This is a genomic window from uncultured Faecalibacterium sp. (genome assembly GCF_900066275.1).
Classification (GTDB): Bacteria; Bacillota; Clostridia; order Oscillospirales; family Ruminococcaceae; genus Faecalibacterium; species Faecalibacterium taiwanense.
Genome location: NZ_FMFG01000014.1, coordinates 1 through 25,352 on the forward strand (window position 1 = coordinate 1; position 25,352 = coordinate 25,352).

The window sequence follows — 25,352 nt, forward strand, 5'->3', positions numbered from 1 at the left end:
GCACGATCCCTGACCCCATGTTACGGCAGCCTGCCCCGAAGGCGGGGCGGGCTGCCGCTTTTTATCAAAGACAAAAGGAGAGACCGCAATGGGCGAACAAAAAACAACGGCGTCGAGTGTGAACCGCGCCAAAACCTACCAGCTGGTGCTGTTTCCGCTGAACAACGGCGCAACGAACGTGTACTATGTGCTGGTGCTTTCCTACATCGCCACCTTCGGCAGCAAAGTGCTGGCCCTGAGCATGCTGTTTGCTTCGGTGATGGTCACCGGCATGCGTCTGTTCGATGCCGTCACCGACCCCATCATTGGTGCCCTCATGGACCGCACCAACGGCAGGTTCGGCAAGTTCCGGCCCTTCATGGTCATCGGCAACCTCATCATGGCAGCAAGCATTCTGGTGCTGTACTGCCTCACCCCGCTCATCCCCGCCAGTGCCATGGGGCTGCGCTACGCTGCGTTCGTTGCCCTGTATGCCGTGTGGGTCATCGGCTACACCTTCCAGACCAGCTGCACCCGCTCCGGCCAGACCGTGCTGACCAATGACCCCAAGCAGCGCCCCCTGTTTACCATCTTCAACACGGTGGGCAGCCTGCTGGGCATGGGTGCCATGCAGTTCTTTGCCCCCATCCTTGCCAAGAACTATGAGGGCGGCTACGCTTCCGCCGGGTTCTTCCGCACGCTGGCTCCGGTGGGCATCGTCATCTCCATCCTGCTCACCCTGCTGGCTGTCATCGGCATCTGGGAGAAGGACCAGCCCAAGTACTTTGGCATCGGCGGCGAAAAGACTGAGAAGATCAAAGTGAGCGAGTACATCCAGATCATCAAGAACAACGACCCCATGCAGCGGCTGATGGTGGCCGGTGCGGGCTGCAAGCTGGCACTTTCCATCGCCACCAACACCACCGTGCTGTGCATGCTGTACGGCTGCATGATGGGCAACTACGACGGCCTGTACCTGCCCATGATGGTGCTGGGCTATGTGTTCAGCGTGCCCTTCTTCCTGCTCACCGTCCGCACCAGCCAGAAGGAGGGCCAGAAGGCCAGCCTGATGAAGTACGTCAGCGTGGCGCTGGTGTGCTATGTGGGCGTGCTGGTGCTGCTGCTGCTCTGGGGCCGCGGCGATGCCTTCACCCTGTCCATTCTGGGTGAGAACGGCCTTTCCATCAATCTGTACACCATCCTGTTCATCGCTTTCTTCGGCATCGGCTACGGTGCTTACTACGCCACCGCCGATATGCCCATCCCCATGGTGGCCGACTGCTCCGACTACGAGACCTACCGCAGCGGCAAGTATATCCCCGGCATCATGGGCACCCTGTTCAGTCTGGTGGACAAGCTGGTGTCCAGCCTGTCCGCTACCGTAGTGGGCATTGCGGTCAGCTTTGTGGGCCTGCAGAGCCTGCCCACCCAGTATGATCCCTACACCCCGGGCATGAACTGGGTGGTCATCGTGCTGTTCTGCATCATTCCCATGGTGGCATGGGCGGCTACCCTCATCGCTATGAAGGGCTACACCCTGACCGGTGCCAAGATGAAGGAGATTCAGGCTGTCAACGCCTGCCGCCGCGATGCAGTGGCTAAGGGCATGAAGCTGGAAGAAGCCATGGACAAGTGGCAGACCATGGATCAGCTGCCGGCGGAATACCGGAGCTGAGACGCTGTATGGAACTGAATACCGATCTCACCGGCGCAAGCGGCACTCTGCTGCCCACGCAGGGGGTCTGGCGTTCGAGTTCCTAATTCTCCACCACAAAAAATCCTCAGACATTCGTCTGGGGACTTTTTTCGTGGTGGGCGGTACAGGACTCGAACAATTTCTCCCCGGATACAGGCAGAAAACGAACAAAGGCAGGGTACCACCATGAGGGTGGTATCCTGCCTTTTGAATCTTTGTGTGGAAAACCTGCTTACAGCAGCGGGATGCCTGCCTTGGCGCAGGCTTCGCGGGTGGCTGCGTCCCAGACGCTGGCCTGCACTTCGCCAATGTGGGCGCTGCCCAGCAGCAGCATGCACAGGCGGCTCTGGCCGATGCCGCCGCCGATGGAGTAAGGCAGCTCACCGTTCAGTACGGCCTTGTGGAAGGGCAGGGCGCGGCGGTCGTCGCAGCCAGCCATGGTCAGCTGCTTGTCCATGCTTTCAGGGCTGACGCGGATGCCCATGCTGCTCAGCTCATAGCTGCACTGCAGCGGGTCGTTCCAGAACAGCAGATCGCCGTTCAGATCCCAGTCGTCATAGTCGGGGGCACGGCCATCATGGGGCTTACCGCTCTTCAGCGGAGCGCCGATCTTCATCAGGAAGGTGGTGCCGTGCTCCTTCACAAAGGCGTTCTCACGCTCCTTCGGGGTCAGGTCCGGGTACTGATCCTCCAGTTCCTGCGTGGTGATGAAGGTGACGTTGGGGCTGTGCAGCGGCAGCTCCTGCAGCTGGGGGAACATGGCGTGCAGGTTCATCTCGGTGGCGCAGACAGCGGACACGATGGAGCGCACCACGCTCTTGAGGTAAGCCTCGTTGCGGTCTTCCAGACGGATCACCTTTTCCCAGTCCCACTGATCCACATAGATGGAGTGCAGGTTGTCCAGATCTTCGTCGCGGCGGATCGCGTTCATATCGCAGTACAGGCCCTTGCCCACACGGAAATCGTAGTCCTTCAGGGCCTTGCGCTTCCACTTTGCCAGTGACTGCACCACCTGTGCCTCAATGCCGCTTTCCTTGATATCAAAGGTGACCTTGCGCTCGACACCGTTCAGGTCGTCGTTCAAACCGGTGGATGCTTCCAGAAACAGCGGAGCAGACACGCGGTACAGGTTCAGTGTGGCGCACAGGGTGTCGGCAAACAGACGTTTGACCGTACCAATGGCGCGCTGCGTGTCGTACAGGTTCAGCGCGGGCGTATAGTTTGCCGGGATGATGGTTTTGCTCATAACAAAAAACCCCTCTTCTGTTGGATTCTGGCCCTGATTTCCCAGTACAGGGCACGGCTTTTAAACCGAAAAATACTGGTTTCATTATGGCATATTTTTTTAAGAAAGTAAAGTGAGAAGGCAAAAAAAGAGACCGCCGGTAAGGCAGTCCCGTTTCCGCAGTGAGAAGGGCGGCTTTGCATCAGCCGAAAAGCCCCTTCAGCAGGATCAGCAGCACTTTTACAAAATCGCCGGTGCCCAGCAGCTTGTACAGAGAGATCAGAGTAGATAACATGAATGTTTTGCTCCTTTTTTTGCAATTTCGGGCCAAAATGCCCGGCATGCATGGAATACGGCTGGGCAGAGCAGCGGATTGCAGGAAAAAATTGGGAGAAAACAAAACGGCACCCGTGCCGCTGCAAAAGCAGTACGGGTGCCGGAAGATCAATTGGTTTTCAACAGCTTCAGCGCTTTACGTTGAAAGCTGCCATGCCGGGGTAAACGGCGCTGCCGCCCAGCTGCTCCTCAATGCGCAGCAGCTGGTTGTACTTTGCAACACGCTCGGTACGGCTGGGAGCACCGGTCTTGATCTGGCAGGTGTTCAGCGCCACGGCCAGATCGGCAATGGTGGTGTCCTCGGTCTCGCCGGAGCGGTGAGAGCTGATGGCGGTGTAACCGGCCTTGTGGGCCATCTTGATGGCCTCCAGCGTCTCGGAAACAGAACCGATCTGGTTCAGCTTGATCAGGATCGCGTTGCCTGCACCCAGCCCGATGCCCTTGGCCAGACGCTCGGTGTTGGTCACAAAGAGGTCGTCGCCCACCAGCTGGACCTTGCCGCCCAACTCGCGGGTCATCTCCTGCCAGCCCTCCCAGTCCTCTTCATCCAGGCCGTCCTCGATGGAGATGATGGGGTACTTTTCCACCAGACTCTTCCAGTGTGCGATCAGCTCGCTGGAGGTGAACTCGGTGCCGGCCTTGGGCAGCTTGTAGAAGCCCTTGCCCTTGGGGCTCTTCCACTCGGAGGACGCGGCATCCATAGCCAGCATGAAGTCCTTGCCGGGCACGTAACCGGCCTTTTCGATGGCGGCCAGAATGGTCTCAATGGTCTCCTCGTCGCTGGACAGGTTGGGGGCAAAGCCGCCCTCATCGCCCACGGAGGTAGCCAGCCCCTTGGCCTTCAGGATGGAAGCCAGAGCGTGGAATACCTCCGCGCACCAGCGCAAAGCTTCCTTGAAGGAGGGCGCGCCCACGGGCATGATCATGAACTCCTGCGTATCCACGGTGTTGGTGGCGTGTGCGCCGCCGTTCAGAATGTTCATCATGGGCACGGGCAGGCGGTTGCCGTTTACGCCGCCCAGAAAGCGGTACAGCGGCATATCCAGAGAAGCAGCGGCTGCACGGCAGGCGGCAATGGACACGGCCAGAATGGCGTTTGCGCCCAGATTGGATTTATCTTTGGTGCCGTCGGCCTTGATCATGGCAGAGTCGATGGCGTAGATGTCGGAGGCATCCATGCCCACAACAGCATCAGCAATGACGGTGTTGATGTTCTCAACAGCCTTGGTCACGCCCTTGCCCAGATAGCGGCCCTTGTCGCCGTCCCGCAGCTCCAGAGCTTCAAACTCACCAGTGGATGCGCCGGAAGGTGCGCAGCCGCGTGCCACAGTGCCGTCGGCCAGCGTGATCTCCGCTTCCACGGTGGGGTTGCCGCGGGAGTCCAGAATTTCGCGGCCTACAACAGATTCAATTTCCAGATAGTTCATCTTGAAAACCTCCTGAATATCATTTCCATCCCTGTGCTGCCCGGGGCGGGCAGACGGGTGACGGCCAATTATGATAGTTATGTCTAACTAACCAATAGTATCCTACCACGCTTTCCGGCCCGGTGCAAGAGCCGATGCGCATGTTTGTGGATGTAAACTTTTTAAGGGGCAAAAAAACGGCAGCTGATGGGGCAGAACATTCCGGCAAAGCAGGAAACAGCTGGTCTTTACAGTCTGCCCACTGGCAGCAGCGGGGATGCGTCATGCCTATCATGTTAATTTCATATGGCAGATATACTAAAATTTTTCTTTACTTTTTGTCAGGATGACTCTATACTGTTTTTGGTTCTAATATGTTTCTTTATGGTAGATAGAGGAGGATTTTCTATATGAATAAGGATCTGACGGTCGGCAAGCCGTCACAGGTTTTGTGGCAGTTCTGCCTGCCCATGTTCGGCAGCATCATCTTCCAGCAGCTGTACAACATTGCCGACAGCCTTGTTGCAGGCAAGTTCATCGGCGAGAATGCACTGGCTGCTGTGGGCAACAGCTACGAGATCACCCTGATCTTCATTGCATTTGCCTTTGGCTGCAACATTGGCTGCTCGGTCATCGTGTCCCGCTACTTTGGCGCAAAGGACTACGATGAGATGAAGACTTCGGTCTACACTTCCCTGATCGGCTCTGCCGTGCTGTGCGCCGTGCTGATGCTGATCGGCCTTGTGGGCTGCCACAGCCTGCTGGAGCTCATCAACACCCCGGAGGAGATCCTTGCGGATTCTTCGCTGTATCTGGATATCTACGTGCTGGGCCTGCCCTTCATGTTCTTCTACAACATCGCCACCGGCATCTTCTCCGCTCTGGGCGACAGCAAAACGCCCTTCTATTTTCTGGCAGTCTCGTCCCTGTCCAACATCGGCGTGGACATCCTGTTCGTGGCCGGTCTCAAGATGGGCGTAGCCGGTGTGGCATGGGCCACCTTCCTGTGCCAGGGCGTGAGCTGCGTGCTGGCCATGGTGGTGGTGTTCCGCCGCATCAGCGCCTTCAAATCCAAGAACAAGGTCGTGCTCTTCTCCTGGAACATGCTGGGCAAGGTAGCCATGGTCGCCATCCCCAGCATTCTGCAGCAGAGCTTCGTCTCTGTGGGCAACATCATCCTGCAGAGCGTCATCAACACCTTTGGTGCCAGCGTCATTGCAGGCTACTCTGCAGCCGTCAAGCTGAACAACATGGTCATCACTTCCTTTACCACGCTGGGCAACGGCATCTCCAACTACACCTCCCAGAACATGGGCGCGGGCAAGATGGACCGTGTGCACAAGGGCTTTGGCGCAGGCCGCAATCTGGTGTGGATCATCTGCGTGCCCATCGTGCTCCTGTACTTCTTCTTCGGCCGCTTCCTGCTGCTGCTGTTCATGAATGACCCGCAGGGTCCGGCCATCGACACCGGTATGCTGTTCCTGCGCATCCTGTCTCCCTTCTATTTTGTGGTGTCGCTCAAGCTGGTCACTGACGGCATCCTGCGCGGCTGCGGCATGATGGTGCGCTTTATGATCGCCACCTTCTCCGACCTGATCCTGCGCGTGGGCATCGCCATTGTGCTGAGCAGCACTGCTCTGGGCAGCACGGGCATCTGGATGGCATGGCCCGTGGGCTGGTGCATCGGCACCGGCCTGTCGCTGGTGTTCTACTTCACCGCTATCCGCAAGATCCTTGCAGAGTCTCCGGCCAAAGCGGAAGCAGAGGGCAAAGCTGCCGAGGCACGTGCAGAGGCCGAGTTCGCCGCAGATGCCGAAATGGAGACCCTGTAACCCTTTTGCAACTTGTGAATTGTGTTCACCTGACACACAAACAAAATGAAGCAATTGAAATAGTGCACAAAACAGACCCACTGCTTTTGGCTATTTTGGCAACAAAGTCCACAAAATGCCCCTGAAAGTATGGACGGTTTGTGAATTGCGGATTTTGGTTCACAGGTCTATAATATTGATAACGAAGCAAGGTCGCTTTGAGGGAAAGAGGGCCTTGCTTCCGTTTTTATACTGAAGCACGAATGCTCCTAAGGAGGATATTCACTATGAAAAAGATGATTTCTCGTCGTAATTTCTTGGCCGCTGCAGGTGTTGTTGCTGCAGCCGGCGTTCTGACTGCATGCGGCGGTTCTTCCAACAGCACTGCTGCTTCCGCCTCTACCGCAGCTTCTGGTGCCGCTGCTTCCGGCGACACCATCAAGGTGGGCGTTCTTGGACCTCTGACCGGTGATGTTTCCGTTTACGGTCAGGCCGTTGTCAACGGCGCTACCCTGTACCTGAAGCAGGTCAACGAAAAGGGCGGCATCAACGGCAAGCAGCTGGAGATCATCGCCATGGATGAGCAGGGCGATGCAACTCAGGCTGTTACCTGCTTCACCAAGATGTGCGATCAGGGCATCACCGCTCTGGTGGGCGATGTTACCACCACCCCGACTCTGGCAATTGCTGCCGAGAGCGCAGACTACAACATGCCCATGGTCACCGCTTCCGCTACCGCTGAGGCTGTCACCTACGATGCCGAGACCGACACCGTGAACGAGAATGTGTTCCGCGCAACCTTCACCGACCCGTTCCAGGGCATCAAGATGGCTGACTACGCTTACCAGCGGTTGGGCTACACCAAGGCAGCCGTCATCTTCCAGAAGGGCGCTGACTACAACGAGGGTCTGGCAGAGAACTTCGTCAACGAGTTCGAGAGCCTGGGCGGCACCATCGTCGATCAGGAGACCTACTCTGAGGGCGATGTGGACTACAAGACCCAGCTGACCACCATTCTGGGCAAGGCTCCCGAAGTGGTGTTCTGCCCCAACTACTATCAGGAAGTCGGTCAGATCCTGGCTCAGGCTGAGAGCATCGGTCTGGCAGTTCCCTTCCTGGGCGGCGACGGCTGGGATGGTCTGGAAGGCTACGCAACGGCCGACCAGCTGAAGGATGCCTACTTCTGCGCAAACTACGCAAAGGGCTCCAACCCCGACTTTGAGAATGCCTACAAGGCTGAGTACGGTGAGGAGTACCCCAACGGCTTCGCTCCGCTGGGCTACGATGCTGCCATGACCGTTGTCTATGGCATTCAGGCTGCTGAGGATGCCGGTCTGGCTGCTGGCGATGACGACTACAAGCAGGCCGTCATCGATGCTATCGCAGGCGGCACCATCGATGGCATCACCGGCACCTTCACCTTCGATGAGCACCACAACCCCGTCAAGCAGACCGCTATCCTGTGCTTCGACGGTGCAACCCCCGTTCTGAAGGAAATGTTCTGATCTGCTTTGATCCTGCGCACCGGTGTGCGGCATAAAGGCAGCACTCAGAAATAAAAGACCCATTGCGGAGACCGCCGGAACAGGTTTTGCTCGGCCGTCTCCGCTTTTTTGGTAAAAAAGTGCATTCCCCAAAAGGCGTGCAAACGCCGCAAAGAAAGGAAGTATCAGTCCATGACAGTGTTTTTTAGCCAGCTGATCAACGGCTTGTCCCTTGGCAGCATCTATGCACTGATCGCACTGGGTTACAGCATGGTGTACGGCATCATCCTGCTGCTGAACTTTGCCCATGGCGATGTCATTATGGTTGGTGCGTACATGTCCTGGTTCGTGATGAATCAGCTGGGCCTTGGCCCGGTCACTGCTGTGTGCGCCACCATCATCACCTGCACGCTGCTGGGCGTTGTGATCGAGAAGATCGCCTACACCCCGCTGCGCAACGCACCCCGTATCTCCCTGCTGATCACGGCAATCGGCGTGTCCTTCTTCCTGGAGTACACTGCAGAGCTGATCCTTGGTTCCGGTGCAAAGGTCATTCCGGCCTACTACACCAACCAGACCTTCCACATCGGCTCTGTGCCGCTGGGCCTCACCTCTGTCATCACCCTGCTGGTCACGGTGCTGTCCATGCTGGTGCTCACCTTCCTTGTGCAGAAGACCAAGCTCGGCAAGGCCATGCGTGCCGTGTCTGAGGATATGGACGCTGCCCGTCTGATGGGCATTAACGTCAACAGCACCATTTCCTTTACCTTTGCGGTGGGCTCCGCACTGGCCGGTATCGGCTCGGTGCTGTACTGCTGCAGCTACCCGCAGGCGACCCCCACCATGGGCTCCATGCTGGGCCTGAAGGCCTTCGTTGCAGCCGTTCTGGGCGGCATCGGCTCCATTCCCGGTGCCATGATCGGCGGCATCGCCATCGGCCTGTGCGAGTGCTTTGTTTCCGCCATCGGCCTTTCCGCATGGAAGGATGCCGTCACGTTTGCGATCCTGATCATCGTGCTGCTGGTCAAGCCCACCGGCTTCCTTGGCCGCAAGGTTCAGGAAAAGGTGTAAGGAGGGCATGAAGATGAATACCAAACGCAAAACGCTCAAAATGCCCGTGCGCTACCTGATGAACGCCGTGCTGGTGGCTCTGCTGTTCGTGGGCCTGTCCTTCCTCACCCAGAACGTGCTGTCCACCTACCAGAACAAGGTGCTTCTCACCGTGGGCATCAACATCATTCTGGCTGTCTCGCTGAACGTTGCCACCGGTTATCTGGGCCAGCTGCCGCTGGGCCACGCCGGTTTCATGGCCGTGGGTGCTTACACCTGCGCCCTGTTCACGAAATACAGCAATCTGCCCTCCGGTGTTGCTTTTGTCGTGGGTCTGGTGCTGGCCTGCATCGTGGCGGGCCTGTTCGGCGTGCTGATCGGCATTCCTGCTCTGCGCCTGACCGGTGATTATCTGGCCATCCTGACGCTGGGCTTTGGCGAGATCATCCGCATCACCCTGAACAACATCGATGATGTGCTGGGCTTCAAGCTGTTCTACGGTGCCAAGGGCCTGAAGAACATCCCCAAGTATTCCAACTTCGCCAATGTGTTCATCTGCGTGGTCATTACCTGCTTTGCCATCCACGCCATGATGAAGAGCCGCCACGGCCGTGCCGTGCTGGCCATCCGCGATAACGAGATCGCTGCCGAAAGCTGCGGCATCCAGACTACCTATTATAAGGTCATGGCCTTTGCATTCTCCGCCGCCTTTGCCGGTCTGGCCGGCGGCCTGTACGCCTGCTATCTGGGCGTTCTGGACCCCTCCACCTTCGGCTTCATGAAGTCCATCGAAATTCTGGTCATGGTGGTTCTGGGCGGCATGGGCTCCATGCTGGGCTCTATCCTGTCCGCGACCGTGCTTACCATCCTGCCCGAGGCGACCCGCAGCTTTGACAGCTACCGCATGGTAGTCTACTCGCTGGTGCTGGTCCTCATGATGATCTTCCGTCCGGGCGGCCTGCTTGGCAGCTACGACTTCTCCATGAGCCGCATTGTGGAAAAGATCATGAACGGCGAACTGTTCCAGAAGAAAGCAAAGGAGGGCAAAGACCATGAGTGAATACCAGACTAAGCTGCACAGTGTGCCCTCTGGCGGCTTTTTGACCGACCGCGACATGGACAAAAAGCCCATTCTGGACGTGCGTGAGCTGGGCATCGACTTCGGCGGTCTGACCGCCGTGGATGGCTTCAACCTGATGATCGGCCGCAACGAGATCACCGGTCTGATTGGCCCCAACGGCGCCGGTAAGACCACCGTGTTCAACCTGCTGACCAACGTCTACCAGCCCACCCGCGGCTCCATCCTGATCGATGGTATGCCCACCGCCGGCAAAAAGACCTATCAGGTCAACCGCATGGGCGTGGCCCGTACCTTCCAGAACATCCGCCTGTTCAAGGAACTGAGCGTGATCGATAACATCAAGGTGGGCCTGCACGAGTCCATGAAGTACAATCTGGCATCTTCGCTGATCCGCCTGCCCAACTACTGGAAGGAAGAGAAGAAGTGCACCGAGCGTGCTCTGGAGCTGCTGGATATCTTCCACATGGCAGACCTCGCCAATGTGCAGGCAGGCAGCCTGCCCTACGGCGCACAGCGCCGTCTGGAGATCATGCGTGCACTGGCCACCAGCCCGAAGCTGCTGCTGCTGGACGAGCCTGCTGCCGGTATGAATCCCTCCGAGACTGCAGAGCTGACCGAAACCATCCGCCGCATCCGCGACGAGTTCAACATCGCCGTGCTGCTGATCGAGCATGATATGAGCCTGGTCATGGGCATCTGCGAGGGCATTGCCGTGCTGAACTTCGGCCGCATCATCGCCAAGGGCACGCCGGATGAGATCCGCAGCAACCCGCAGGTCATCGAAGCCTATCTGGGCAAGAAGGAGGGCTAAGCCATGGCTGATACGTTACTGAAAGTTGATAACATCAACGTCTATTACGGCAACATCCACGCCGTCAAGGACATCTCCTTCGAGGTGAATCAGGGCGAGATCGTCACCCTGATCGGTGCCAACGGTGCTGGCAAATCCACCACCCTGAAGACCATTTCCGGCCTGCTGAAGCCCAAGACCGGCGACATCCTGTACAAGGGCAGCAGCATCAAGGGCATGCGCGCCCACAAGATTGTGGAAGCGGGCCTTGCCCATGTGCCGGAAGGCCGCCATGTGTTCCTGCACATGACCGTGGAAGAAAATCTGGACATGGGTGCATACACCCAGCCTGCTTCCACCATTGCACCCAACAAGGAAAAGGTGTTTGAGCTGTTCCCCCGCCTGAAGGAGCGCCGCAAGCAGCTGGCCGGTACCATGTCCGGCGGCGAGCAGCAGATGCTGGCTATGGGCCGTGCACTGATGAGCAACGCTTCCATGCTGATGCTGGACGAGCCTTCCATGGGCCTTTCGCCGCTGCTGGTGCAGGAGATCTTCGACATCATCCAGAACGTGCACAAGGAAGGCATGACCATCCTGCTGGTAGAGCAGAACGCACAGATGGCTCTTTCCGTGGCAGACCGTGCCTACGTCCTTGAGACGGGCCGTGTGGTCATGGAGGGCACTGGTGCCGAACTGCTGACCAACGAGCGCGTGCGCAGCGCATATCTGGGCGGCTAAGCAAAAAATCGTATCAAAAAAGGGGCTGTTGCACATGCAACAGCCCCTTTTTGCAGTATTAGTTATGCCAGCAGAGACATGATATTTGCGGTGATCAGGCCGCCTGCCGTGCCAATGACGTAGCCCATCAGAGCCATCAGAACGCCAACAGGCACCAGAGCGCCGCTGTAGGCACCGGCCAGAATGGGAGCGGATGCGGAACCGCCGATGTTTGCCAGAGATGCAACACCGCAGGTGAACATATCCAGATGGAAGATCTTTGCCAGCAGCACCAGAATGATGCCGTGGATGGCCAGGATCATAAAGCCAGCCAGGATCCATGCGGGTGCATCGGTCAGCTCCAGGAAGCTTGCGCGGGAGGCAAGCAATGCCACCACGGAGTACAACAGCAGGTTGGACAGCTCGGTGCTGCCTGCCATGCGGCCCACGGGGGTGACAGCGCCGATCAGGCCGGACAACGTGATGAGCAGGACGGTCCAGGTGGCCTTGTCCAGGAAGGGCATTGCGCCGTTCAGGGCTGCGCCGATATCCTGACCGAAGGCGGAGATCACCAGAGCCAGACCCAGCAGGAAGATCAGGTTGACAAAGCTGGCCTTATCCTCGTTGCCCTTTGCGTCCTCTTCCAGACGGCGGGACACTTCATCCAGCGTGGTGGTGTCGGCCTTGACCCACTTGTTGAACTTGGGAGCAAGGTTGATGGCCCACAGCAGGAACATGACCCAGATGGAGTAGTCGATGGAGTCCACCACCAGTGCGTAGGCCATGTCAGCTTCGCCGATGTCCAGCGCAGCCTGCACGGCGATCATGTTGCCGGAGCCGCCCATCCAGCTGCCGCACAGAGCGCCCAGTGCCTTCCATGCTTCGGAGCCAAGGGGCCCCTTCATGATGGCGAAGGTGGCAATGAAGGCCAACGAGATGGAGACGGAAGCGGCAAAGAAGCCGCCCAGCATCTTGGGACCCAGCTTGATGATCTTGCGGATGTCGCAGCGCAGCAGCATCAGGAAGATCATTGCATACAGCAGGTTGTTTTTCAGCACGGAGTAGGCAGGCTTGGTGGCCTCCATGTCCCATGCACCCAGCGTGCAGAGAATCATGGTAATGAGGTACAGCAGAACGATAGGTGGTGCATAGTCGAAGAATTTCGACTTCGTGTAGCGTTGCAGCCACACCAGCAGTGCGGCAATGAACACCAGCACGGCGATGTAGGTGAAACCGTTTGTGATCATGAACCCAATTCCCTTTCTTTTTGTGCAATTTTTTGCGGACAATTGTCTTTACAATATCGACAACTTCGTATACAATACTACCATAGATTTCATAATCTGGCAATATTTTTTTATCGAAAGGGGTAGGTTTTGCATGAAAATTACGGAAGTACGTCTCGGTCTGATCTCCGTGCCGCTGCGCGTGCCTTTTAAGACGGCTCTGCGCTCGGTCAGCAGCGTGGAGGATGTGATCGTAGAGATCCACACCGACACCGGCGCTGTGGGTTATGGTGAGGCACCTCCCACCGGTGTGATCACCGGCGACACCACCGGTGCCATCATCGGTGCCATCCGCGACCATATCGCAAAGACCATCATCGGCCGCGATGTGGACGACTTTGAAGACCTGATGATCGCACTGAATGCCTGCATCCAGAAGAACACCAGCGCCAAGGCTGCTGTGGATATGGCCCTGTGGGATCTGTACGGCCAGCTGTACAAAATCCCTGTGTACAAGCTGATGGGCGGCGCAAAGAAGTCCATCGTCACCGACATCACCATCAGCGTCAACGACCCCGAAGAGATGGTGCGCGATGCCCTGAACGCCATTGACCGCGGCTATAACTGCCTGAAGGTCAAGGTGGGCAAGGAGCCGGAAAAGGATATTGCACGCCTGAGCGCCATCCGCGGTGCTGTGCCCAAGGAGACCTGCATCCGCATCGATGCAAATCAGGGCTGGACCCCCAAGGAAGCCGTGCGCATCCTGAACGGAATGCAGGAGAAAGGCCTTGATCTCGAATTCGTGGAGCAGCCGGTCAAGGCCCACGATTTTGAAGGCCTGAAGTATGTTACCGAGCGCTCCTATGTGCCGGTGCTGGCCGACGAGAGCGTGTTCTCCCCGCAGGACGCACTGACCATCATGCAGATGGGAGCCGCAGACCTCGTGAACATCAAGCTGATGAAGTGCGGCGGCCTGTACAACGCCCTCAAGATCGCATCCGCTGCCGAGGTGTACGGCGTGGAGTGCATGATCGGCTGTATGCTGGAAGCCAAGATCAGCGTGAATGCCGCCGTGCATCTGGCCTGCGCAAAGCAGATCATCACCCGCGTGGATCTGGACGGCCCCGTGCTGTGCAGTGAGGACCCCATCCTCGGCGGTGCAGTGTTCAACGAAAAAGACATCACTGTTTCCAACGAGCCGGGCCTTGGCATCAAGGGCATTGAGCCGGGCAAGATCAAGTATTTGGATTGACCCTCTCAGCTTCACTTCGTTCAGCAGCTCCCCCGAAAGGGGGAGCTTTTTGAATCTTTACAGTCAGCACAAAGAAAGCTCCCCCTTTCGGGGGAGCTGGCACAGCGCAAGCTGTGACTGAGAGGGTTTTACTCTTTATAAGCCAGAATAGCCTTCAGGTATTCCCACACACGGGCCACCGATGCAATGTCGGCGCGCTCGTTGGGGGTGTGGACATGCAGCAGGTTCGGGCCAAAGGAGATGCAGTCCAGCCCGTCGATCTTGCCCGAGAGGATACCGCATTCCAGGCCCGCATGAATGGCAACGATCTGGGGCTTTGCACCGTACTGTGCCTCGTACACAGCAACGCAGCGGTCGCGCAGGGCGCTTTCGCGGGCGTAGGTCCAAGCGGGATAGTCGCCGTGGAACCGCACGCTGCCGCCCAGCAGCTCGGTCAGGGTCTGCAGTTTGCAGCTCAGCAGCTCCTTCGCCGAGGGCACCGAGCTGCGCAGGGAGAAGCGCAGGATGGCTTCGCTGTCGTCCAGCTCGGCAACGCCGAGGTTCAGCGAGGTCTCCACAAGGCCCGGCACATCCATGCTCATGCTCTGCACACCCCAGGGCATCAGCAGCAGGGCCTTGCGCAGGCGCTGGGTGGAATCGGCATCCAATGCGCTGAACGCGCCACAGCCCTGTTCCGTGAACTGCAGGCAGATGGCGGGGTCTGCCGTGCCGTATTCGGCCTGCACCTGTGCAGCGAACTGAGCGGCAGCAGTGTGCACGCCCTCGGTGATGCCTGCGGGCAGCACCAGCGTGATGCTGCTTTCTTTGGGAATGACATTCTCCTTTGCGCCGCCGGACAGTGCCAGAGCGGCGTAGTCCACGCCATTTTCGGTCAGCAGTGTCAGCCAGCGGCCCAGCAAAGCAATGGCGTTAGCACGGCCCTTGTGGATCTCGGTGCCGGAGTGTCCGCCCACAAGGCCGATCACATCCGCCTTTACGGCGGTGCCGGTCACAGGAACACGGGCAATGGGCAGATGGCATTCAACGCGGCGTCCGCCTGCACAGCCTGCGGTCAGCACTCCTTCTTCCTCGGAGTCGATGTTCACCAGAATCCGGCCCTCAAGGTCGGAAAAATCCATGGCAGATGCACCCAGCAGGCCCACCTCCTCGCAGACGGTCAGCACGACCTCCAGCGCAGGGTGGGGAATGTCCTTTGCGTCCAGAACAGCCAGCGCATAGGCCACGGCAATGCCGTCGTCGCCGCCAAGGGTCGTGCCCTCGGCGCACACATAGCCGCCGTCTACGACCGGGTGGATGGCATCCTTCTCAAGATCCAGCGGGCAGTCGGCGGTCTTGTCGCCCACCATGTCCAGATGGCCCTGCAGGATCAGGCCCGGCTCCTTCTCGTATCCGGGTGTGGCCGGTGCCTTGATGAGCACATTGCCCATCTCGTCCTGACGGCAGGAAAGGCCGTGGGCCTTGGCGAACTGCACGCAGTAGTCGCTCAGTGCCTTTTCGTGGTGGGAGGTGTGCGGAATGCCGCAGATCTCCTCAAAGTAATAAAAAACCGAAGCTGGTTCCAGATTGGATAATACGCCCATAATGTTCCCTCTCCTTATGCTGTATTTTAAGAAAAAAGGCCGGCAGAGCTGTGAGCCATGCCGGTCTTTCGGGTCTTTACTCTGCCTGACTCAGGCAGTCGTCCATGGCGGTGAACACAGCGTCGCTGGTCATGGTAGCACCGGCAACAGCGTCCACACCGCTGGTGGAACCGGCCTTGGTCAGCTGGTCTGCCAGAGTTTCAGCAGCGGTGCCGCCCAGTTCGGGAGTCTCGCCGGATGCATCGATCTCCACACCGGTCACCCGGCCGCCGGTGACGGTGACGGTGACGGTCACATCACTCAGGCAGCCCTGAGCGCTGGACGTATAGATGCCATCCGTCAGGCTGGCGGCGTTGTCGGCAGCGGGCACAGTGCCGGTGTACTTGATGTACAGGCCGAGCACAACTGCCATAATGACAGTGACAACAGCCATGATGATAACATTCCGGGTGAGTTTCTTCATAAAAGATCAAATGCTCCCTTTTGACGTGATATATTTTTACTTTGCGGGTTTGAAACTGTCGCGCAGGGTGACGACGCGGTTGTAAACGCCGGGGTTCTTGGAGTCCGGCGTAAAGAAGCCGGTGCGCACGAACTGGAACTTCTCACCGGGCTTTGCGTCCTTCAGGCTTTCTTCCAGTTTGCAACCCTTGCACACAACAACGCTTTCCGGGTTCAGGTAGTCCTTGTAATCGCTGCCCTCGGGGATGGCGTTCATGTTGGCCTCGGTGAACAGCTTGTCGTACAGGCGCACCTCGGCATCCACGGCATGGGCGGCACTCACCCAATGGATGGTGCCCTTGACCTTGCGGCCGTCGGCGGGATTGCCGTTGCCCGTCTCAAGGTCGGCGGTGCAGTGGATGGCGGCAATGCTGCCGTCGGCATTCTTCTCCACGCCGGTGCACTTGACGATGTAAGCGCCCATCAGACGCACCTCACCGCCAATGGTCAGGCGCTTGAACTTGGGAGGCGGCACCTCGGCAAAGTCCTCATTCTCGATCCACAGCTCTTTGGTAAAGGCCACCTTGCGGGTGGTGGTATCGTTGGCTTCGCGGTTGGGGTTGTTGGCTACATCAAAGTACTCGGTCTTGTCCTCCGGGTAGTTGTCTACGATCAGCTTTACGGGGTCCAGCACGGCAATGCGGCGCTGTGCGGTCAGGTCCAGCTCGCTGCGGATGCAGGCTTCCAGCTGGCGCATGTCGATCAGGTTGTCGGATTTAGAAATGCCAGCCTCCCGCACGAAGGTGAAGATGGAGGTGGGGGTGTAGCCACGGCGGCGCAGGCCGCACAGGGTGGGCATACGGGGGTCGTCCCAGCCGTCCACAATGCCCATTTCCACCAGCTCACGCAGGTAGCGCTTGCTCATGACGGTGTTGGTCATGTTCAGGCGTGCAAACTCACGCTGCTTGGGGAAGGCAGTGCCGAAGATGTTCTCGATGACCCAGTTGTACAGCGGACGGTGGTTCTCGAACTCCAGACTGCACATGCTGTGGGTGATGCCCTCAATGGCATCCTGAATGGGGTGTGCGAAGTCGTACATCGGGTAGATGCACCACTTGCTGCCCTGACGGTGATGCTCGGCGTACTTGATGCGGTAGATAGCCGGGTCACGCATGTTCATGTTGGGGCTGGCCAGATCGATCTTGGCACGCAGGGTCTTTTCGCCCTCCTGGAACTCACCGGCACGCATCCGGCGGAACAGGTCAAGATTCTCTTCCGGGGTGCGGTCGCGCCACGGAGAGGGACGGGAAGGCTTGCCGGCATCGGCACCGCGGTACTCGCGCATTTCGTCGCGGGTCAGGTCGTCCACGTAGGCCTTGCCCTCCATGATGAGCTTTTCGGCATACTCGTAGCACTTGTCAAAGTAGTCGCTGCCGTAGAAGATGCCGCCGTTGGGGTCGGCACCCAGCCAGTGCAGATCCTCGATGATGCTGTTCACGTACTCCTCACCCTCGCGGGCAGGGTTGGTGTCGTCCAGACGCAGGTTGAACTTACCGCCGTACTGGTTTGCAATGGACCAGTTGATGTAGATGGCCTTGGCACTGCCGATGTGCAGGTAGCCGTTGGGCTCGGGCGGGAAGCGGGTATGGATCTCGCTGATCTTGCCCTCGGCCAGATCAGCGTCGATGATGTCGGTCAGAAAGTTTTTATCTGCCATGTGTTTTCCCCCTGTCAAAGGCACAAAGTGCCTATATATTCCATAATACTATATAATACACTATTCTGCCGATTTCTTCAAGAGAAAACCCTCTCAGTCTCGCATACGCTCGCCAGCTCCCCCGAGAGGGGGAGCTTAACTCCTCCAGTCACCTTCGGTGACAGCCCCCTCAGAGATGGGGCCCTTGGCAGTACGGTAAAGCTTTCTCTCTTTGCCAAAGGCTCCCTCCCCGAGGGAGCTGGCAAAGCCGTCAGGCTTTGACTGAAGGAGTTCTCCCATCCGAAAAATCCCCAATTCATGTTGTTTTCCACAACTTTTTCCCTATCCCTTGACACCGCCGTGCAAGGAGAGTATATTTTTGCATGGCATACAGCGCATTTTGCCGTGTTTAAAATAGGAGGAACCCCATGAACAGTTTAAAAGAAGCGTTCAGCAGGAAAAATATGCTGAAGAATTTAAATTTCTTCGGTGAGCTGAATCTCGGCCTGATCCTGACGGCGGTCGGCATCGTTTACTTTAAAAATCCCAATCATTTTGCATTTGGCGGCACCTCGGGCCTGTCCATTCTGCTGGCAGACCTGTTCCCTAAGATCAACGTGGGCGGCTTTATGTGGATCATCAACCTGATTCTGGTGGTGCTGGGCTTCGTCTTTCTGGGCATCAAGACCATGGGCTGGACGATCTATTCTTCCTTTGCGCTGTCCTTTTTTGTGTCGATGTGCGAGTGGCTCTATCCCGTCAACGTTTCCATGAGCGGTGATGCCATGCTGGATCTGGTGTTCGCCGTGTTCCTGCCGGCTCTGGGTGCGGCGATCGTGTTCGACATCGGTGCATCCACCGGCGGTACGGATATTGTGGCCCTGATTCTGGCAAAATATACCTCTATGGAGATCGGCAAAGCCCTGATGGTCAGCGATATCCTCATTGTGCTGGCGGCGGCATGGCGGTTCGGCATGGGCACCGGCCTTTACTGCATCCTTGGCCTGATCGGCAAGAGCTTTGTGGTGGACGGTGCCATCGAGAACATCCGCCTGCGCAAGGTGTGCACCATCGTGACGTCCAACCCGCAGCCCATTCTGGACTTCATCATCAAGGAAATGAACCGTTCCGCTACCGTGGAAAAGGCTTACGGTGCTTACACCCACCACGAGTTGAGCGTGCTGGTGACGGTGCTGACCCGCCGTCAGGCCCTGCAGCTGCGCAACTTCCTGCGGGAGAACGACCCCCGGAGCTTTATCACCATCGTCAATTCCAGTGAGATCATCGGCAAGGGCTTCCGCTCCTTTAATTAAAGGCACGGCAGGGCCACGCCGCTATTGACGAACCGCTCCAAAAACGATATACTATATTCCGGCGGTGCAGCAGTGCCGCCGGATGCCGGGGTGTTGCGCAGTTGGTAGCGCGCCTGCTTTGGGAGCAGGAGGCCGCGAGTTCGAGTCTCGCCACTCCGATATGACAAAAAGCCACGATGAACCGTTTACAAATGCGGTTTCGTCGTGGCTTTATTTGTTGCCAGTCCCCTGAGATCCGGCTGGAAGATGCCTTATTTGTGCGTTACCGTCTCAAAAACTGTCCCTGCGCTAAAGGGCAAATGCGCACCCGGCAGCTTTCCGATTTTGTTCTTTTTTTATTTACAAACAGTACCTTGACACCGAAATATCCTTTTTGTAATCTTAAAGAGTATTCTGAATGTAAGTGAATGCCGTCCCGAATCAATACGGTTTTTTCGGGCAGGACGGCAGGAAGTTTCTCCAGCGAATGTCCTGGGGGTGGTACCCTGCTGCCACAGGCAGTAGGGCGGGACCGAAGTTCCGGGCTGTTCGCAGAGAAAACTTCCTGATGGCCTGCCAAGTGAGCGCAAGCTGACGGCAATGGGAAAGGAGCAACTACCAATGGATCATCTGCAGAACGTAATGGGATACTTCGACCAGCAGCAGCCGCTGTGCGCCGAACACGACCGCATCAGCAAGGACCTGTACAAGGAGTTTGGCGTTAAAGCGGGCCTGCGCGACGAAAACGGCAAGGGCGTGCTGGCGGGCCTGACCAATATCTCCGATATCCGCGCCTTCCAGTATGTGGATGGGGTGAAAAAGCCTGCCGACGGTCAGCTGCTCTACCGCGGCTACGACGTGAAAGACCTGATCCGCGGGTCGTCCGGCAGCCGCTTTGCCTTTGAGGAAGCGGGCTATCTGCTACTGTTTGGTGAGCTGCCCACGCAGGAAAAGCTGGAAGAGTTCTGCCGCGTGCTGGGCGAGTGCCGCACCATGCCCACCAACTTTACCCGTGATGTGATCATGAAGGCCCCCAGCCACGATATCATGAACTCCATGGCCCGCAGCGTGCTCACACTGGCATCCTACGACCCCAAGGCCGGTGATCTGGAAATTTCCAATGTGCTGCGCCAGAGCATCCAGCTGGCCGGCATCTTCCCCATGCTGGCCGTGTACAGCTACCATGCCTATAACCACTACGAAAAAGACGGCAGCATGTACATCCACCGGCCGGACCCGGAGCTTTCCACCGCAGAGAACTTTTTGCGGATGCTGCGCCCGGATATGAAGTACACCGAACTGGAAGCCCGCGTACTGGATGTGGCATTGCTGCTGCACGCCGAGCACGGCGGCGGCAACAACTCCACCTTTACCACCCGCGTGGTCACTTCGTCTGGCACCGATACCTACTCGGCCATGGCGGCTGCCCTGTGCTCCCTCAAAGGCCCGCGCCACGGCGGTGCCAACCTGATGGTGATGCAGATGATGCAGAACATCCGCGAAAACCTGCACGACACCGAGGACGATGAAGAGCTGGAAGCCTACCTGAAAAAGCTGCTGCACGGCGAAGCATTTGACCGCAAAGGCCTGATCTACGGCATGGGCCACGCGGTGTACTCCCTCAGTGACCCCCGTGAGGTGGTATTCAAGGGCTATGTGGAACAGCTGGCCCACGAGAAGGGCCGCGACAAGGACCTCGCCCTTTACAACAAGATCGAGCACATGGCCCCGCAGCTGATCGCGGAGGAGCGCAAAATTTTTAAGGGTGTCAGCCCCAATGTGGACTTCTACAGCGGCTTTGTGTACGATATGCTGGGCATCCCCATGGAGCTGTACACGCCGCTGTTCGCCGTGGCCCGCGTGATGGGCTGGAGCGCCCACCGCATTGAAGAGCTGCTCAGCGCAAACAAGATCATCCGCCCGGCCTACAAGAGCCTTGGCGGCACCCACGAATATATCCGCCGCAATGAGCGGAAATAACAGGGAGGATGCATGATGAGCGTGGAACTGAAACATCACCCGGAAGAATGGTTCTTCCTGCACAATTTTGATATCGACAAGGTGTTCAGCACCATCCAGCGGGCGGACTACCTGATCTTATATTACATCAAGATGCAGGCCGAACAGCACCCGGACAGTAAGGTTTATCTGGCTGACCTTGCTGCCGTGATGGGCCTGAAGGTGACAGAGCTTTCCAAGGCCGTTGAAAAGCTGCAGGACAAGGGCTTTGTGGCATGGAAGACCGACCGCGAAGCGGGCCGCACCTATGTGGAGCTTTCCAGCAAGGCTGTGGAGCTGATGGCGGAGGAGCGCGCGTTCATGCAGCGCTGTTACGCCCGCCTGCGTGCAGAGCTTGGCGACGAAGAATTGCATCGTGCAGTAAGCACCATGCAGAGCGTGACGGCCATCCTGAAGGATGAACGGGAACACAGCGGCGTATAAAAACAGCCTCAACGAAAAAATGAGATAGACTTCCCCGAAAGGGGTTGCCTATCTCATTTTTGTTGTAAACTGAGGTTCCCGGATCAACAAATAAATTCTACTGAAAAAAGCCAGAGCGGCTATTTTAAATCCTTTACCGGATCAGGTTCACAAACACCGGGCAGAGCACTGCGGTCAGCACACCGGCCACCGCAATGGAAAGGCCGCTCATGGCACCTTCCACCTCGCCCATCTGCAGGGCTTTGCTGGTGCCCACGGCATGGGCCGAAGTTCCGATGCCCACGCCCTTGGCGATGGGGTCGGTGATGTGGAACATCTTGCACACCGTCTCAGCTAGCAGCGCTCCCACGATGCCGGTAACAATGACGATCGCACCGGTCAGGGCAGCAATGCCGCCCAGCTCAGCGGCCACATCCATGCTGATGGCGGTAGTCACGGATTTGGGCAGCAGGGTGGCATACTGCTCACGGGTCAGGTCCAGCGCCAGTGCAAGCGCCAGTGCGCTGCCAAGGCTCACCAGCGTGCCCACCGAGATACCCGCAATGATGGCGGCGGCATTCTCTTTCAGCAGGTCGATCTTTTCATACAGCGGAATGGCCAGTGCCACGGTGGCGGGCAGCAGCAGATAGTTCACCGGTGCCGCGCTGGCCTTGTAGTCCGCATACGGGATGCTGCACACCGACAGAAAGATGATCACAAAGATGCTGCCCAGCAGCAGCGGGTTAAAAATGGCTTTGCCTGTCACCTTATTGATAAGGGTGCCCAGTGCAAACGCGGCCAGCGTAAGCAGAACGCCCCATGCTGCGGAGCCGGACAAAAAATCATTCAGCAGCTGCGTCATTGTCAGCCTCCTTTTTCTTGCGGCCGGTCAGGGCCTGCGTGGTCTTGCCTGCACTCACCATCACCAGCACAGTGACCGGGATAATAGCAACGAGGATGGGCAACAGCATCTCGCCCATCTCTGCCCACAGTTCCATCACACCGGCGGCAGCGGGCACGAACAACAGCGGGAAGATGCCTGTGAGATAGGTTCCAACCTCTTTCACATCGTCCAGCTTTACCAGCTTGAAGTTCAGCGCTGCCAGCAGCAGCACCAGACCGTAGACGCTGGCCGGGACCGGCAGCGGCAGCACTACATGAAGGATCTCGCCCAAAAAACAAAACGCAAGAATGCGCGCGAACTGAAAAATATATTTCGTAGTAAAGTTCCCCTTTCCTCGATCAAAAGCGTAAATGGACACATCAAGGGTAAAGTATACCGCAGGAGCCCCAATCCATCAACCGTGATTCTGGATAAGAAAAATTGCACATTTCGCCGAGAACTGTGCAAAAAAAGGCGCACCGGTTTTCCGGTGCGTCAAAAGACTATTCATTATAGATGAAATGGCACTTTGGATAGTTCGAACAGCCCCAAAATGTTTTTCCGGCTCCAGAGCCCCGTCTGGCCACCCGAGGAACCAACCGTCCTCCGCATTGCGGACATGTCCATGTTCCATCTGGTTGGATAATGGGGTAGTGTTTTGCTCGAACCTCTTCTATATGTCTTGCTTTCTGTTCAACTGATGCGTCTGTAAACTTAAGAAGTAGTGCATAAAAAGCATTTATCTGTTCGTCAGTCAAACACCTGCCAACGCTTCTTGCGTTCTCAGATAATTCCCCTAAAAGGTATCTATAATAAGTTACGCGATGCCGGTTGCTCACTAAATGTAAGTTCTTTATCTCACAGTTGTTGCCGAAGACCACATAAGAATAGTATGGAACTTCATTGTTCTGCAATAAGCTTTTCAAGCATCGTACGTGCGTTTCGTTTTGCCAAAGCGGGTTATAAAACTGATACTTTTCGGCTTGTCCGCTATGGTTTGGCAAACTTTGCGTCCAATACTTATGATTCTCACTGCCAAAAATCCAGCCGCTATAGTTTTTTGATTCAATCACATAGATACCCGATTCATGAATTAAGATTAAATCAACTTCTGTGGTTCCGCTATCTTTTAGCGGCAGATAACAGTTGGATATAATTGCTTTTTGCCCTTCAAGTTGTTCCAGTACATTGTAAATTTGCATTTCGCCTGCGTGTCCCTTGTCTTCTCCCCAAACAGCTGCAAGGATAGCAGCCACAAAGGCACCGAGGATGCATAGAGCAATCAATGAAATCATGGCAATTATAGTCCACTCGATTATTGTCATATCAGATCACATAATCATTCCCGGCCTGATCAGGCCGGGCGAGATCGGCCAGCGTGATATTGCCGAAGTAGTTGGAGATCAGATCGTTCAGCCCCTTCCACATCTCGTAGGTGCGGCAGTTTGCCATGCGGGAGCAGGGGGTCGCATTGGGGGTCAGGCAGCTCACCGGCGCAAGGCTGCCCTCGGTCAGCATCAGGATCTCGCCCACGGTGTACTGATCCGGGCTGCGGGTGAGCCGGTAGCCGCCGCCCTTGCCGCGCAAGCCCTCCAGAAAGCCGTTCTGCACCAGCACCTTAAGGATGTTTTCCAGATATTTTTCCGAGATCTCCTGCCGGGCAGCGATCTCCTTGAGAGGGACATATTTTTCAGACTGATGCTCGGAAAGGTCGATCATCACGCGCAGTGCATAGCGCCCTTTGGTGGACACGATCATAATAGTGTACTTCCTTTGTTGGTTATAGATTGAGTTTTTAACCTATTATACAACAGGGTAAATAATATTTCAATCCCACTTTTTTCAAAAAATCCATTGACAACCGCACAGAACGGGTCTATAATACCATCAAACCCACAAATGATGTTGGTATAAAGGTTTTAGAACCGGGTCGTCCAGCAGGGCACATGTGCCCATAACTGTATCAGGGAGGAAACTACAATGAGCAAGATTTATACTGCCGCAGATCAGCTGATCGGTCATACTCCGTTGCTGGAGCTGACCCACATTGAAAAGGAGCAGGAGCTGCCTGCCCACATCATTGCCAAGCTGGAATACTTCAATCCGGCCGGTTCTGTCAAGGATCGCATCGCCAAAAAGATGATCGATGATGCCGAGGAAAAGGGCCTGCTGAAGGAAGGTTCCGTGATCATTGAGCCTACCTCCGGCAATACTGGCATCGGTCTGGCCGCTGTGGCAGCCGCCAAGGGCTACCGCATCATCATCGTGATGCCCGAGACCATGAGCGTGGAGCGCCGCCAGCTGATGAAGGCTTACGGCGCAGAGCTGGTGCTGAGCGAGGGTTCCAAGGGCATGAAGGGTGCCATTGCCAAGGCCGATGAGCTGGCAAAGGAGATCCCGAATTCCTTCATCCCCGGCCAGTTCGTGAACCCGGCCAACCCTCAGGCCCACATCGAGACCACCGGCCCCGAGATCTGGGAGGACACCGACGGCAAGGTGGATATCTTTGTGGCAGGCGTGGGCACCGGCGGCACCGTGACCGGCGTGGGCCAGTACCTGAAGAGCAAGAACCCGAACGTCAAGGTGGTGGCTGTAGAGCCTGCTTCCTCTCCTGTGCTGAGCAAGGGCACCGCAGGCGCACACAAGATCCAGGGCATCGGCGCGGGCTTTGTGCCGGACGTACTGGACACCAAGGTGTATGACGAAATCATCGCCGTGGAGAACGACGATGCCTTTGCCACCGGCCGTCTGATCGGCCACAAGGAAGGCGTGCTGGTGGGTATCTCCTCCGGTGCTGCTGTTTATGCTGCCCTGCAGCTGGCAAAGCGCCCGGAGAATGCCGGTAAGAACATCGTGGTCCTGCTGCCCGATACCGGTGACCGCTACCTGTCCACCCCGCTGTTTGCAGACTGATCTTTCAAAAAGCTCGCTTCTCCCGTTCTGTGACTTCACAGGGCGGGAGTTTTTTGTTACAATATCCCTATCA

Annotated in this window: 23 protein-coding genes and 1 tRNA gene; 14 read left to right on the top strand and 10 right to left on the bottom strand. The window is 57.1% G+C overall.

What is annotated here, in order from left to right:
* Positions 1–88 precede the first annotated feature (88 nt).
* Positions 89–1,654, top strand: coding sequence for an MFS transporter (locus QZL71_RS06625; protein ID WP_044953778.1), 1,566 nt, complete (start codon positions 89–91; stop codon positions 1,652–1,654).
* A gap of 253 nt (positions 1,655–1,907) precedes the next feature.
* On the opposite strand, the gene asnA is transcribed toward QZL71_RS06625, so the two are convergent.
* Both asnA and eno read right to left on the bottom strand, forming a co-directional pair.
* Positions 1,908–2,921 (bottom strand): aspartate--ammonia ligase, encoded by a 1,014-nt coding sequence (gene asnA / locus QZL71_RS06630; protein WP_005942692.1) that lies wholly within the window; start codon positions 2,919–2,921, stop codon positions 1,908–1,910.
* A 443-nt stretch (positions 2,922–3,364) separates the two neighbouring features.
* Complete coding sequence (gene eno / locus QZL71_RS06635; RefSeq protein WP_294648325.1) at positions 3,365–4,663, bottom strand: phosphopyruvate hydratase; 1,299 nt, start codon at positions 4,661–4,663, stop codon at positions 3,365–3,367.
* A 140-nt stretch (positions 4,664–4,803) separates the two neighbouring features.
* On the opposite strand from eno, the gene QZL71_RS06640 reads away from it, so the two are divergent.
* The 7 genes from QZL71_RS06640 to QZL71_RS06670 all read left to right on the top strand — a co-directional run bounded on the left by QZL71_RS06640 (position 4,804) and on the right by QZL71_RS06670 (position 11,596).
* Positions 4,804–4,992 (top strand): hypothetical protein, encoded by a 189-nt coding sequence (locus tag QZL71_RS06640; RefSeq protein WP_294648326.1) that lies wholly within the window; start codon positions 4,804–4,806, stop codon positions 4,990–4,992.
* 60 nt (positions 4,993–5,052) lie between these two features.
* The gene (locus tag QZL71_RS06645; protein WP_294648327.1) at positions 5,053–6,474 is read left to right on the top strand and encodes an MATE family efflux transporter; all 1,422 of its coding nucleotides are present in this window, start codon (positions 5,053–5,055) and stop codon (positions 6,472–6,474) included.
* Positions 6,475–6,740: 266 nt separating this feature from the next.
* On the top strand, positions 6,741–7,958 hold the full coding sequence (locus QZL71_RS06650) for an ABC transporter substrate-binding protein (RefSeq protein ID WP_249236426.1): 1,218 nt from the start codon (positions 6,741–6,743) through the stop codon (positions 7,956–7,958).
* Between the two features lie 171 nt (positions 7,959–8,129).
* On the top strand, positions 8,130–9,008 hold the full coding sequence (locus tag QZL71_RS06655) for a branched-chain amino acid ABC transporter permease (RefSeq protein ID WP_120079884.1): 879 nt from the start codon (positions 8,130–8,132) through the stop codon (positions 9,006–9,008).
* A 13-nt stretch (positions 9,009–9,021) separates the two neighbouring features.
* Complete coding sequence (locus tag QZL71_RS06660) at positions 9,022–10,047, top strand: branched-chain amino acid ABC transporter permease (protein ID WP_097774467.1); 1,026 nt, start codon at positions 9,022–9,024, stop codon at positions 10,045–10,047.
* Positions 10,040–10,879, top strand: coding sequence for an ABC transporter ATP-binding protein (locus QZL71_RS06665; RefSeq protein ID WP_294648328.1), 840 nt, complete (start codon positions 10,040–10,042; stop codon positions 10,877–10,879). Before QZL71_RS06660 ends, QZL71_RS06665 begins: the two co-directional genes overlap by 8 nt.
* 3 nt (positions 10,880–10,882) lie before the next feature.
* Positions 10,883–11,596 (top strand): ABC transporter ATP-binding protein, encoded by a 714-nt coding sequence (locus QZL71_RS06670; RefSeq protein WP_294648329.1) that lies wholly within the window; start codon positions 10,883–10,885, stop codon positions 11,594–11,596.
* 62 nt (positions 11,597–11,658) lie between these two features.
* Here QZL71_RS06670 and QZL71_RS06675 read toward each other — a convergent pair whose 3' ends face one another.
* Positions 11,659–12,822 (bottom strand): DUF819 family protein, encoded by a 1,164-nt coding sequence (locus QZL71_RS06675; RefSeq protein ID WP_005942653.1) that lies wholly within the window; start codon positions 12,820–12,822, stop codon positions 11,659–11,661.
* A 133-nt stretch (positions 12,823–12,955) separates the two neighbouring features.
* Between QZL71_RS06675 and QZL71_RS06680 the strand changes: the two genes are divergently transcribed.
* The gene (locus QZL71_RS06680; RefSeq protein ID WP_291014295.1) at positions 12,956–14,053 is read left to right on the top strand and encodes a dipeptide epimerase; all 1,098 of its coding nucleotides are present in this window, start codon (positions 12,956–12,958) and stop codon (positions 14,051–14,053) included.
* Positions 14,054–14,181: 128 nt separating this feature from the next.
* Here QZL71_RS06680 and QZL71_RS06685 read toward each other — a convergent pair whose 3' ends face one another.
* The 3 genes from QZL71_RS06685 to QZL71_RS06695 all read right to left on the bottom strand — a co-directional run bounded on the left by QZL71_RS06685 (position 14,182) and on the right by QZL71_RS06695 (position 17,791).
* Positions 14,182–15,633, bottom strand: coding sequence for an aminoacyl-histidine dipeptidase (locus QZL71_RS06685; RefSeq protein ID WP_294648330.1), 1,452 nt, complete (start codon positions 15,631–15,633; stop codon positions 14,182–14,184).
* Between the two features lie 76 nt (positions 15,634–15,709).
* The gene (locus QZL71_RS06690) at positions 15,710–16,096 is read right to left on the bottom strand and encodes an FMN-binding protein (protein WP_097774463.1); all 387 of its coding nucleotides are present in this window, start codon (positions 16,094–16,096) and stop codon (positions 15,710–15,712) included.
* Positions 16,097–16,132: 36 nt separating this feature from the next.
* The gene (locus QZL71_RS06695; protein ID WP_005942643.1) at positions 16,133–17,791 is read right to left on the bottom strand and encodes a glutamine--tRNA ligase/YqeY domain fusion protein; all 1,659 of its coding nucleotides are present in this window, start codon (positions 17,789–17,791) and stop codon (positions 16,133–16,135) included.
* Between the two features lie 443 nt (positions 17,792–18,234).
* Here QZL71_RS06695 and QZL71_RS06700 point away from each other — a divergent pair, with 443 nt between their 5' ends.
* From QZL71_RS06700 to QZL71_RS06715, 4 genes are all read left to right on the top strand, one after another.
* Entirely contained in the window at positions 18,235–19,083 is an 849-nt protein-coding gene (locus tag QZL71_RS06700) for a YitT family protein (protein ID WP_294648331.1), read from the top strand.
* A gap of 86 nt (positions 19,084–19,169) precedes the next feature.
* Positions 19,170–19,242 (top strand) — tRNA-Pro (locus tag QZL71_RS06705).
* Positions 19,243–19,683: 441 nt separating this feature from the next.
* Complete coding sequence (locus tag QZL71_RS06710) at positions 19,684–21,042, top strand: citrate/2-methylcitrate synthase (RefSeq protein WP_120079876.1); 1,359 nt, start codon at positions 19,684–19,686, stop codon at positions 21,040–21,042.
* A 12-nt stretch (positions 21,043–21,054) separates the two neighbouring features.
* Positions 21,055–21,504 (top strand): winged helix DNA-binding protein, encoded by a 450-nt coding sequence (locus tag QZL71_RS06715; protein ID WP_097774461.1) that lies wholly within the window; start codon positions 21,055–21,057, stop codon positions 21,502–21,504.
* A 133-nt stretch (positions 21,505–21,637) separates the two neighbouring features.
* Here the strand turns inward: QZL71_RS06715 and QZL71_RS06720 are convergent, their stop codons facing one another.
* The 4 genes from QZL71_RS06720 to QZL71_RS06735 all read right to left on the bottom strand — a co-directional run bounded on the left by QZL71_RS06720 (position 21,638) and on the right by QZL71_RS06735 (position 24,124).
* Positions 21,638–22,345: an LrgB family protein gene (locus QZL71_RS06720; protein WP_097774460.1), complete on the bottom strand. Its 708-nt coding sequence runs from the start codon at positions 22,343–22,345 to the stop codon at positions 21,638–21,640.
* Positions 22,326–22,658 (bottom strand): CidA/LrgA family protein, encoded by a 333-nt coding sequence (locus tag QZL71_RS06725; protein WP_242702883.1) that lies wholly within the window; start codon positions 22,656–22,658, stop codon positions 22,326–22,328. Before QZL71_RS06725 ends, QZL71_RS06720 begins: the two co-directional genes overlap by 20 nt.
* A 211-nt stretch (positions 22,659–22,869) precedes the next feature.
* On the bottom strand, positions 22,870–23,661 hold the full coding sequence (locus QZL71_RS06730; RefSeq protein WP_243138979.1) for a nuclease-related domain-containing protein: 792 nt from the start codon (positions 23,659–23,661) through the stop codon (positions 22,870–22,872).
* Between the two features lie 31 nt (positions 23,662–23,692).
* Positions 23,693–24,124 (bottom strand): RrF2 family transcriptional regulator, encoded by a 432-nt coding sequence (locus QZL71_RS06735; protein WP_294648332.1) that lies wholly within the window; start codon positions 24,122–24,124, stop codon positions 23,693–23,695.
* Between the two features lie 222 nt (positions 24,125–24,346).
* Between QZL71_RS06735 and cysK the strand changes: the two genes are divergently transcribed.
* Positions 24,347–25,279, top strand: coding sequence for a cysteine synthase A (gene cysK / locus QZL71_RS06740; protein WP_294648333.1), 933 nt, complete (start codon positions 24,347–24,349; stop codon positions 25,277–25,279).
* Positions 25,280–25,352 lie beyond the last annotated feature (73 nt).

Bases quoted from the DNA above. Each gene is read 5' to 3' on its own strand.
- QZL71_RS06735 (WP_294648332.1), bottom strand. From the start codon at position 24,124: ATGATCGTGTCCACCAAAGGGCGCTATGCACTGCGCGTGATGATCGAC.
- QZL71_RS06675 (WP_005942653.1), bottom strand. From the start codon at position 12,822: ATGATCACAAACGGTTTCACCTACATCGCCGTGCTGGTGTTCATTGCC.
- QZL71_RS06640 (WP_294648326.1), top strand. From the start codon at position 4,804: ATGTTTGTGGATGTAAACTTTTTAAGGGGCAAAAAAACGGCAGCTGAT.
- cysK (WP_294648333.1), top strand. From the start codon at position 24,347: ATGAGCAAGATTTATACTGCCGCAGATCAGCTGATCGGTCATACTCCG.
- QZL71_RS06655 (WP_120079884.1), top strand. From the start codon at position 8,130: ATGACAGTGTTTTTTAGCCAGCTGATCAACGGCTTGTCCCTTGGCAGC.
- QZL71_RS06645 (WP_294648327.1), top strand. From the start codon at position 5,053: ATGAATAAGGATCTGACGGTCGGCAAGCCGTCACAGGTTTTGTGGCAG.
- QZL71_RS06625 (WP_044953778.1), top strand. From the start codon at position 89: ATGGGCGAACAAAAAACAACGGCGTCGAGTGTGAACCGCGCCAAAACC.
- QZL71_RS06670 (WP_294648329.1), top strand. From the start codon at position 10,883: ATGGCTGATACGTTACTGAAAGTTGATAACATCAACGTCTATTACGGC.
- QZL71_RS06715 (WP_097774461.1), top strand. From the start codon at position 21,055: ATGATGAGCGTGGAACTGAAACATCACCCGGAAGAATGGTTCTTCCTG.
- QZL71_RS06680 (WP_291014295.1), top strand. From the start codon at position 12,956: ATGAAAATTACGGAAGTACGTCTCGGTCTGATCTCCGTGCCGCTGCGC.
- QZL71_RS06700 (WP_294648331.1), top strand. From the start codon at position 18,235: ATGCTGAAGAATTTAAATTTCTTCGGTGAGCTGAATCTCGGCCTGATC.
- QZL71_RS06710 (WP_120079876.1), top strand. From the start codon at position 19,684: ATGGATCATCTGCAGAACGTAATGGGATACTTCGACCAGCAGCAGCCG.
- QZL71_RS06660 (WP_097774467.1), top strand. From the start codon at position 9,022: ATGAATACCAAACGCAAAACGCTCAAAATGCCCGTGCGCTACCTGATG.
- asnA (WP_005942692.1), bottom strand. From the start codon at position 2,921: ATGAGCAAAACCATCATCCCGGCAAACTATACGCCCGCGCTGAACCTG.
- eno (WP_294648325.1), bottom strand. From the start codon at position 4,663: ATGAACTATCTGGAAATTGAATCTGTTGTAGGCCGCGAAATTCTGGAC.
- QZL71_RS06665 (WP_294648328.1), top strand. From the start codon at position 10,040: ATGAGTGAATACCAGACTAAGCTGCACAGTGTGCCCTCTGGCGGCTTT.
- QZL71_RS06685 (WP_294648330.1), bottom strand. From the start codon at position 15,633: ATGGGCGTATTATCCAATCTGGAACCAGCTTCGGTTTTTTATTACTTT.
- QZL71_RS06730 (WP_243138979.1), bottom strand. From the start codon at position 23,661: ATGATTTCATTGATTGCTCTATGCATCCTCGGTGCCTTTGTGGCTGCT.
- QZL71_RS06650 (WP_249236426.1), top strand. From the start codon at position 6,741: ATGAAAAAGATGATTTCTCGTCGTAATTTCTTGGCCGCTGCAGGTGTT.
- QZL71_RS06720 (WP_097774460.1), bottom strand. From the start codon at position 22,345: ATGACGCAGCTGCTGAATGATTTTTTGTCCGGCTCCGCAGCATGGGGC.
- QZL71_RS06695 (WP_005942643.1), bottom strand. From the start codon at position 17,791: ATGGCAGATAAAAACTTTCTGACCGACATCATCGACGCTGATCTGGCC.
- QZL71_RS06690 (WP_097774463.1), bottom strand. From the start codon at position 16,096: ATGAAGAAACTCACCCGGAATGTTATCATCATGGCTGTTGTCACTGTC.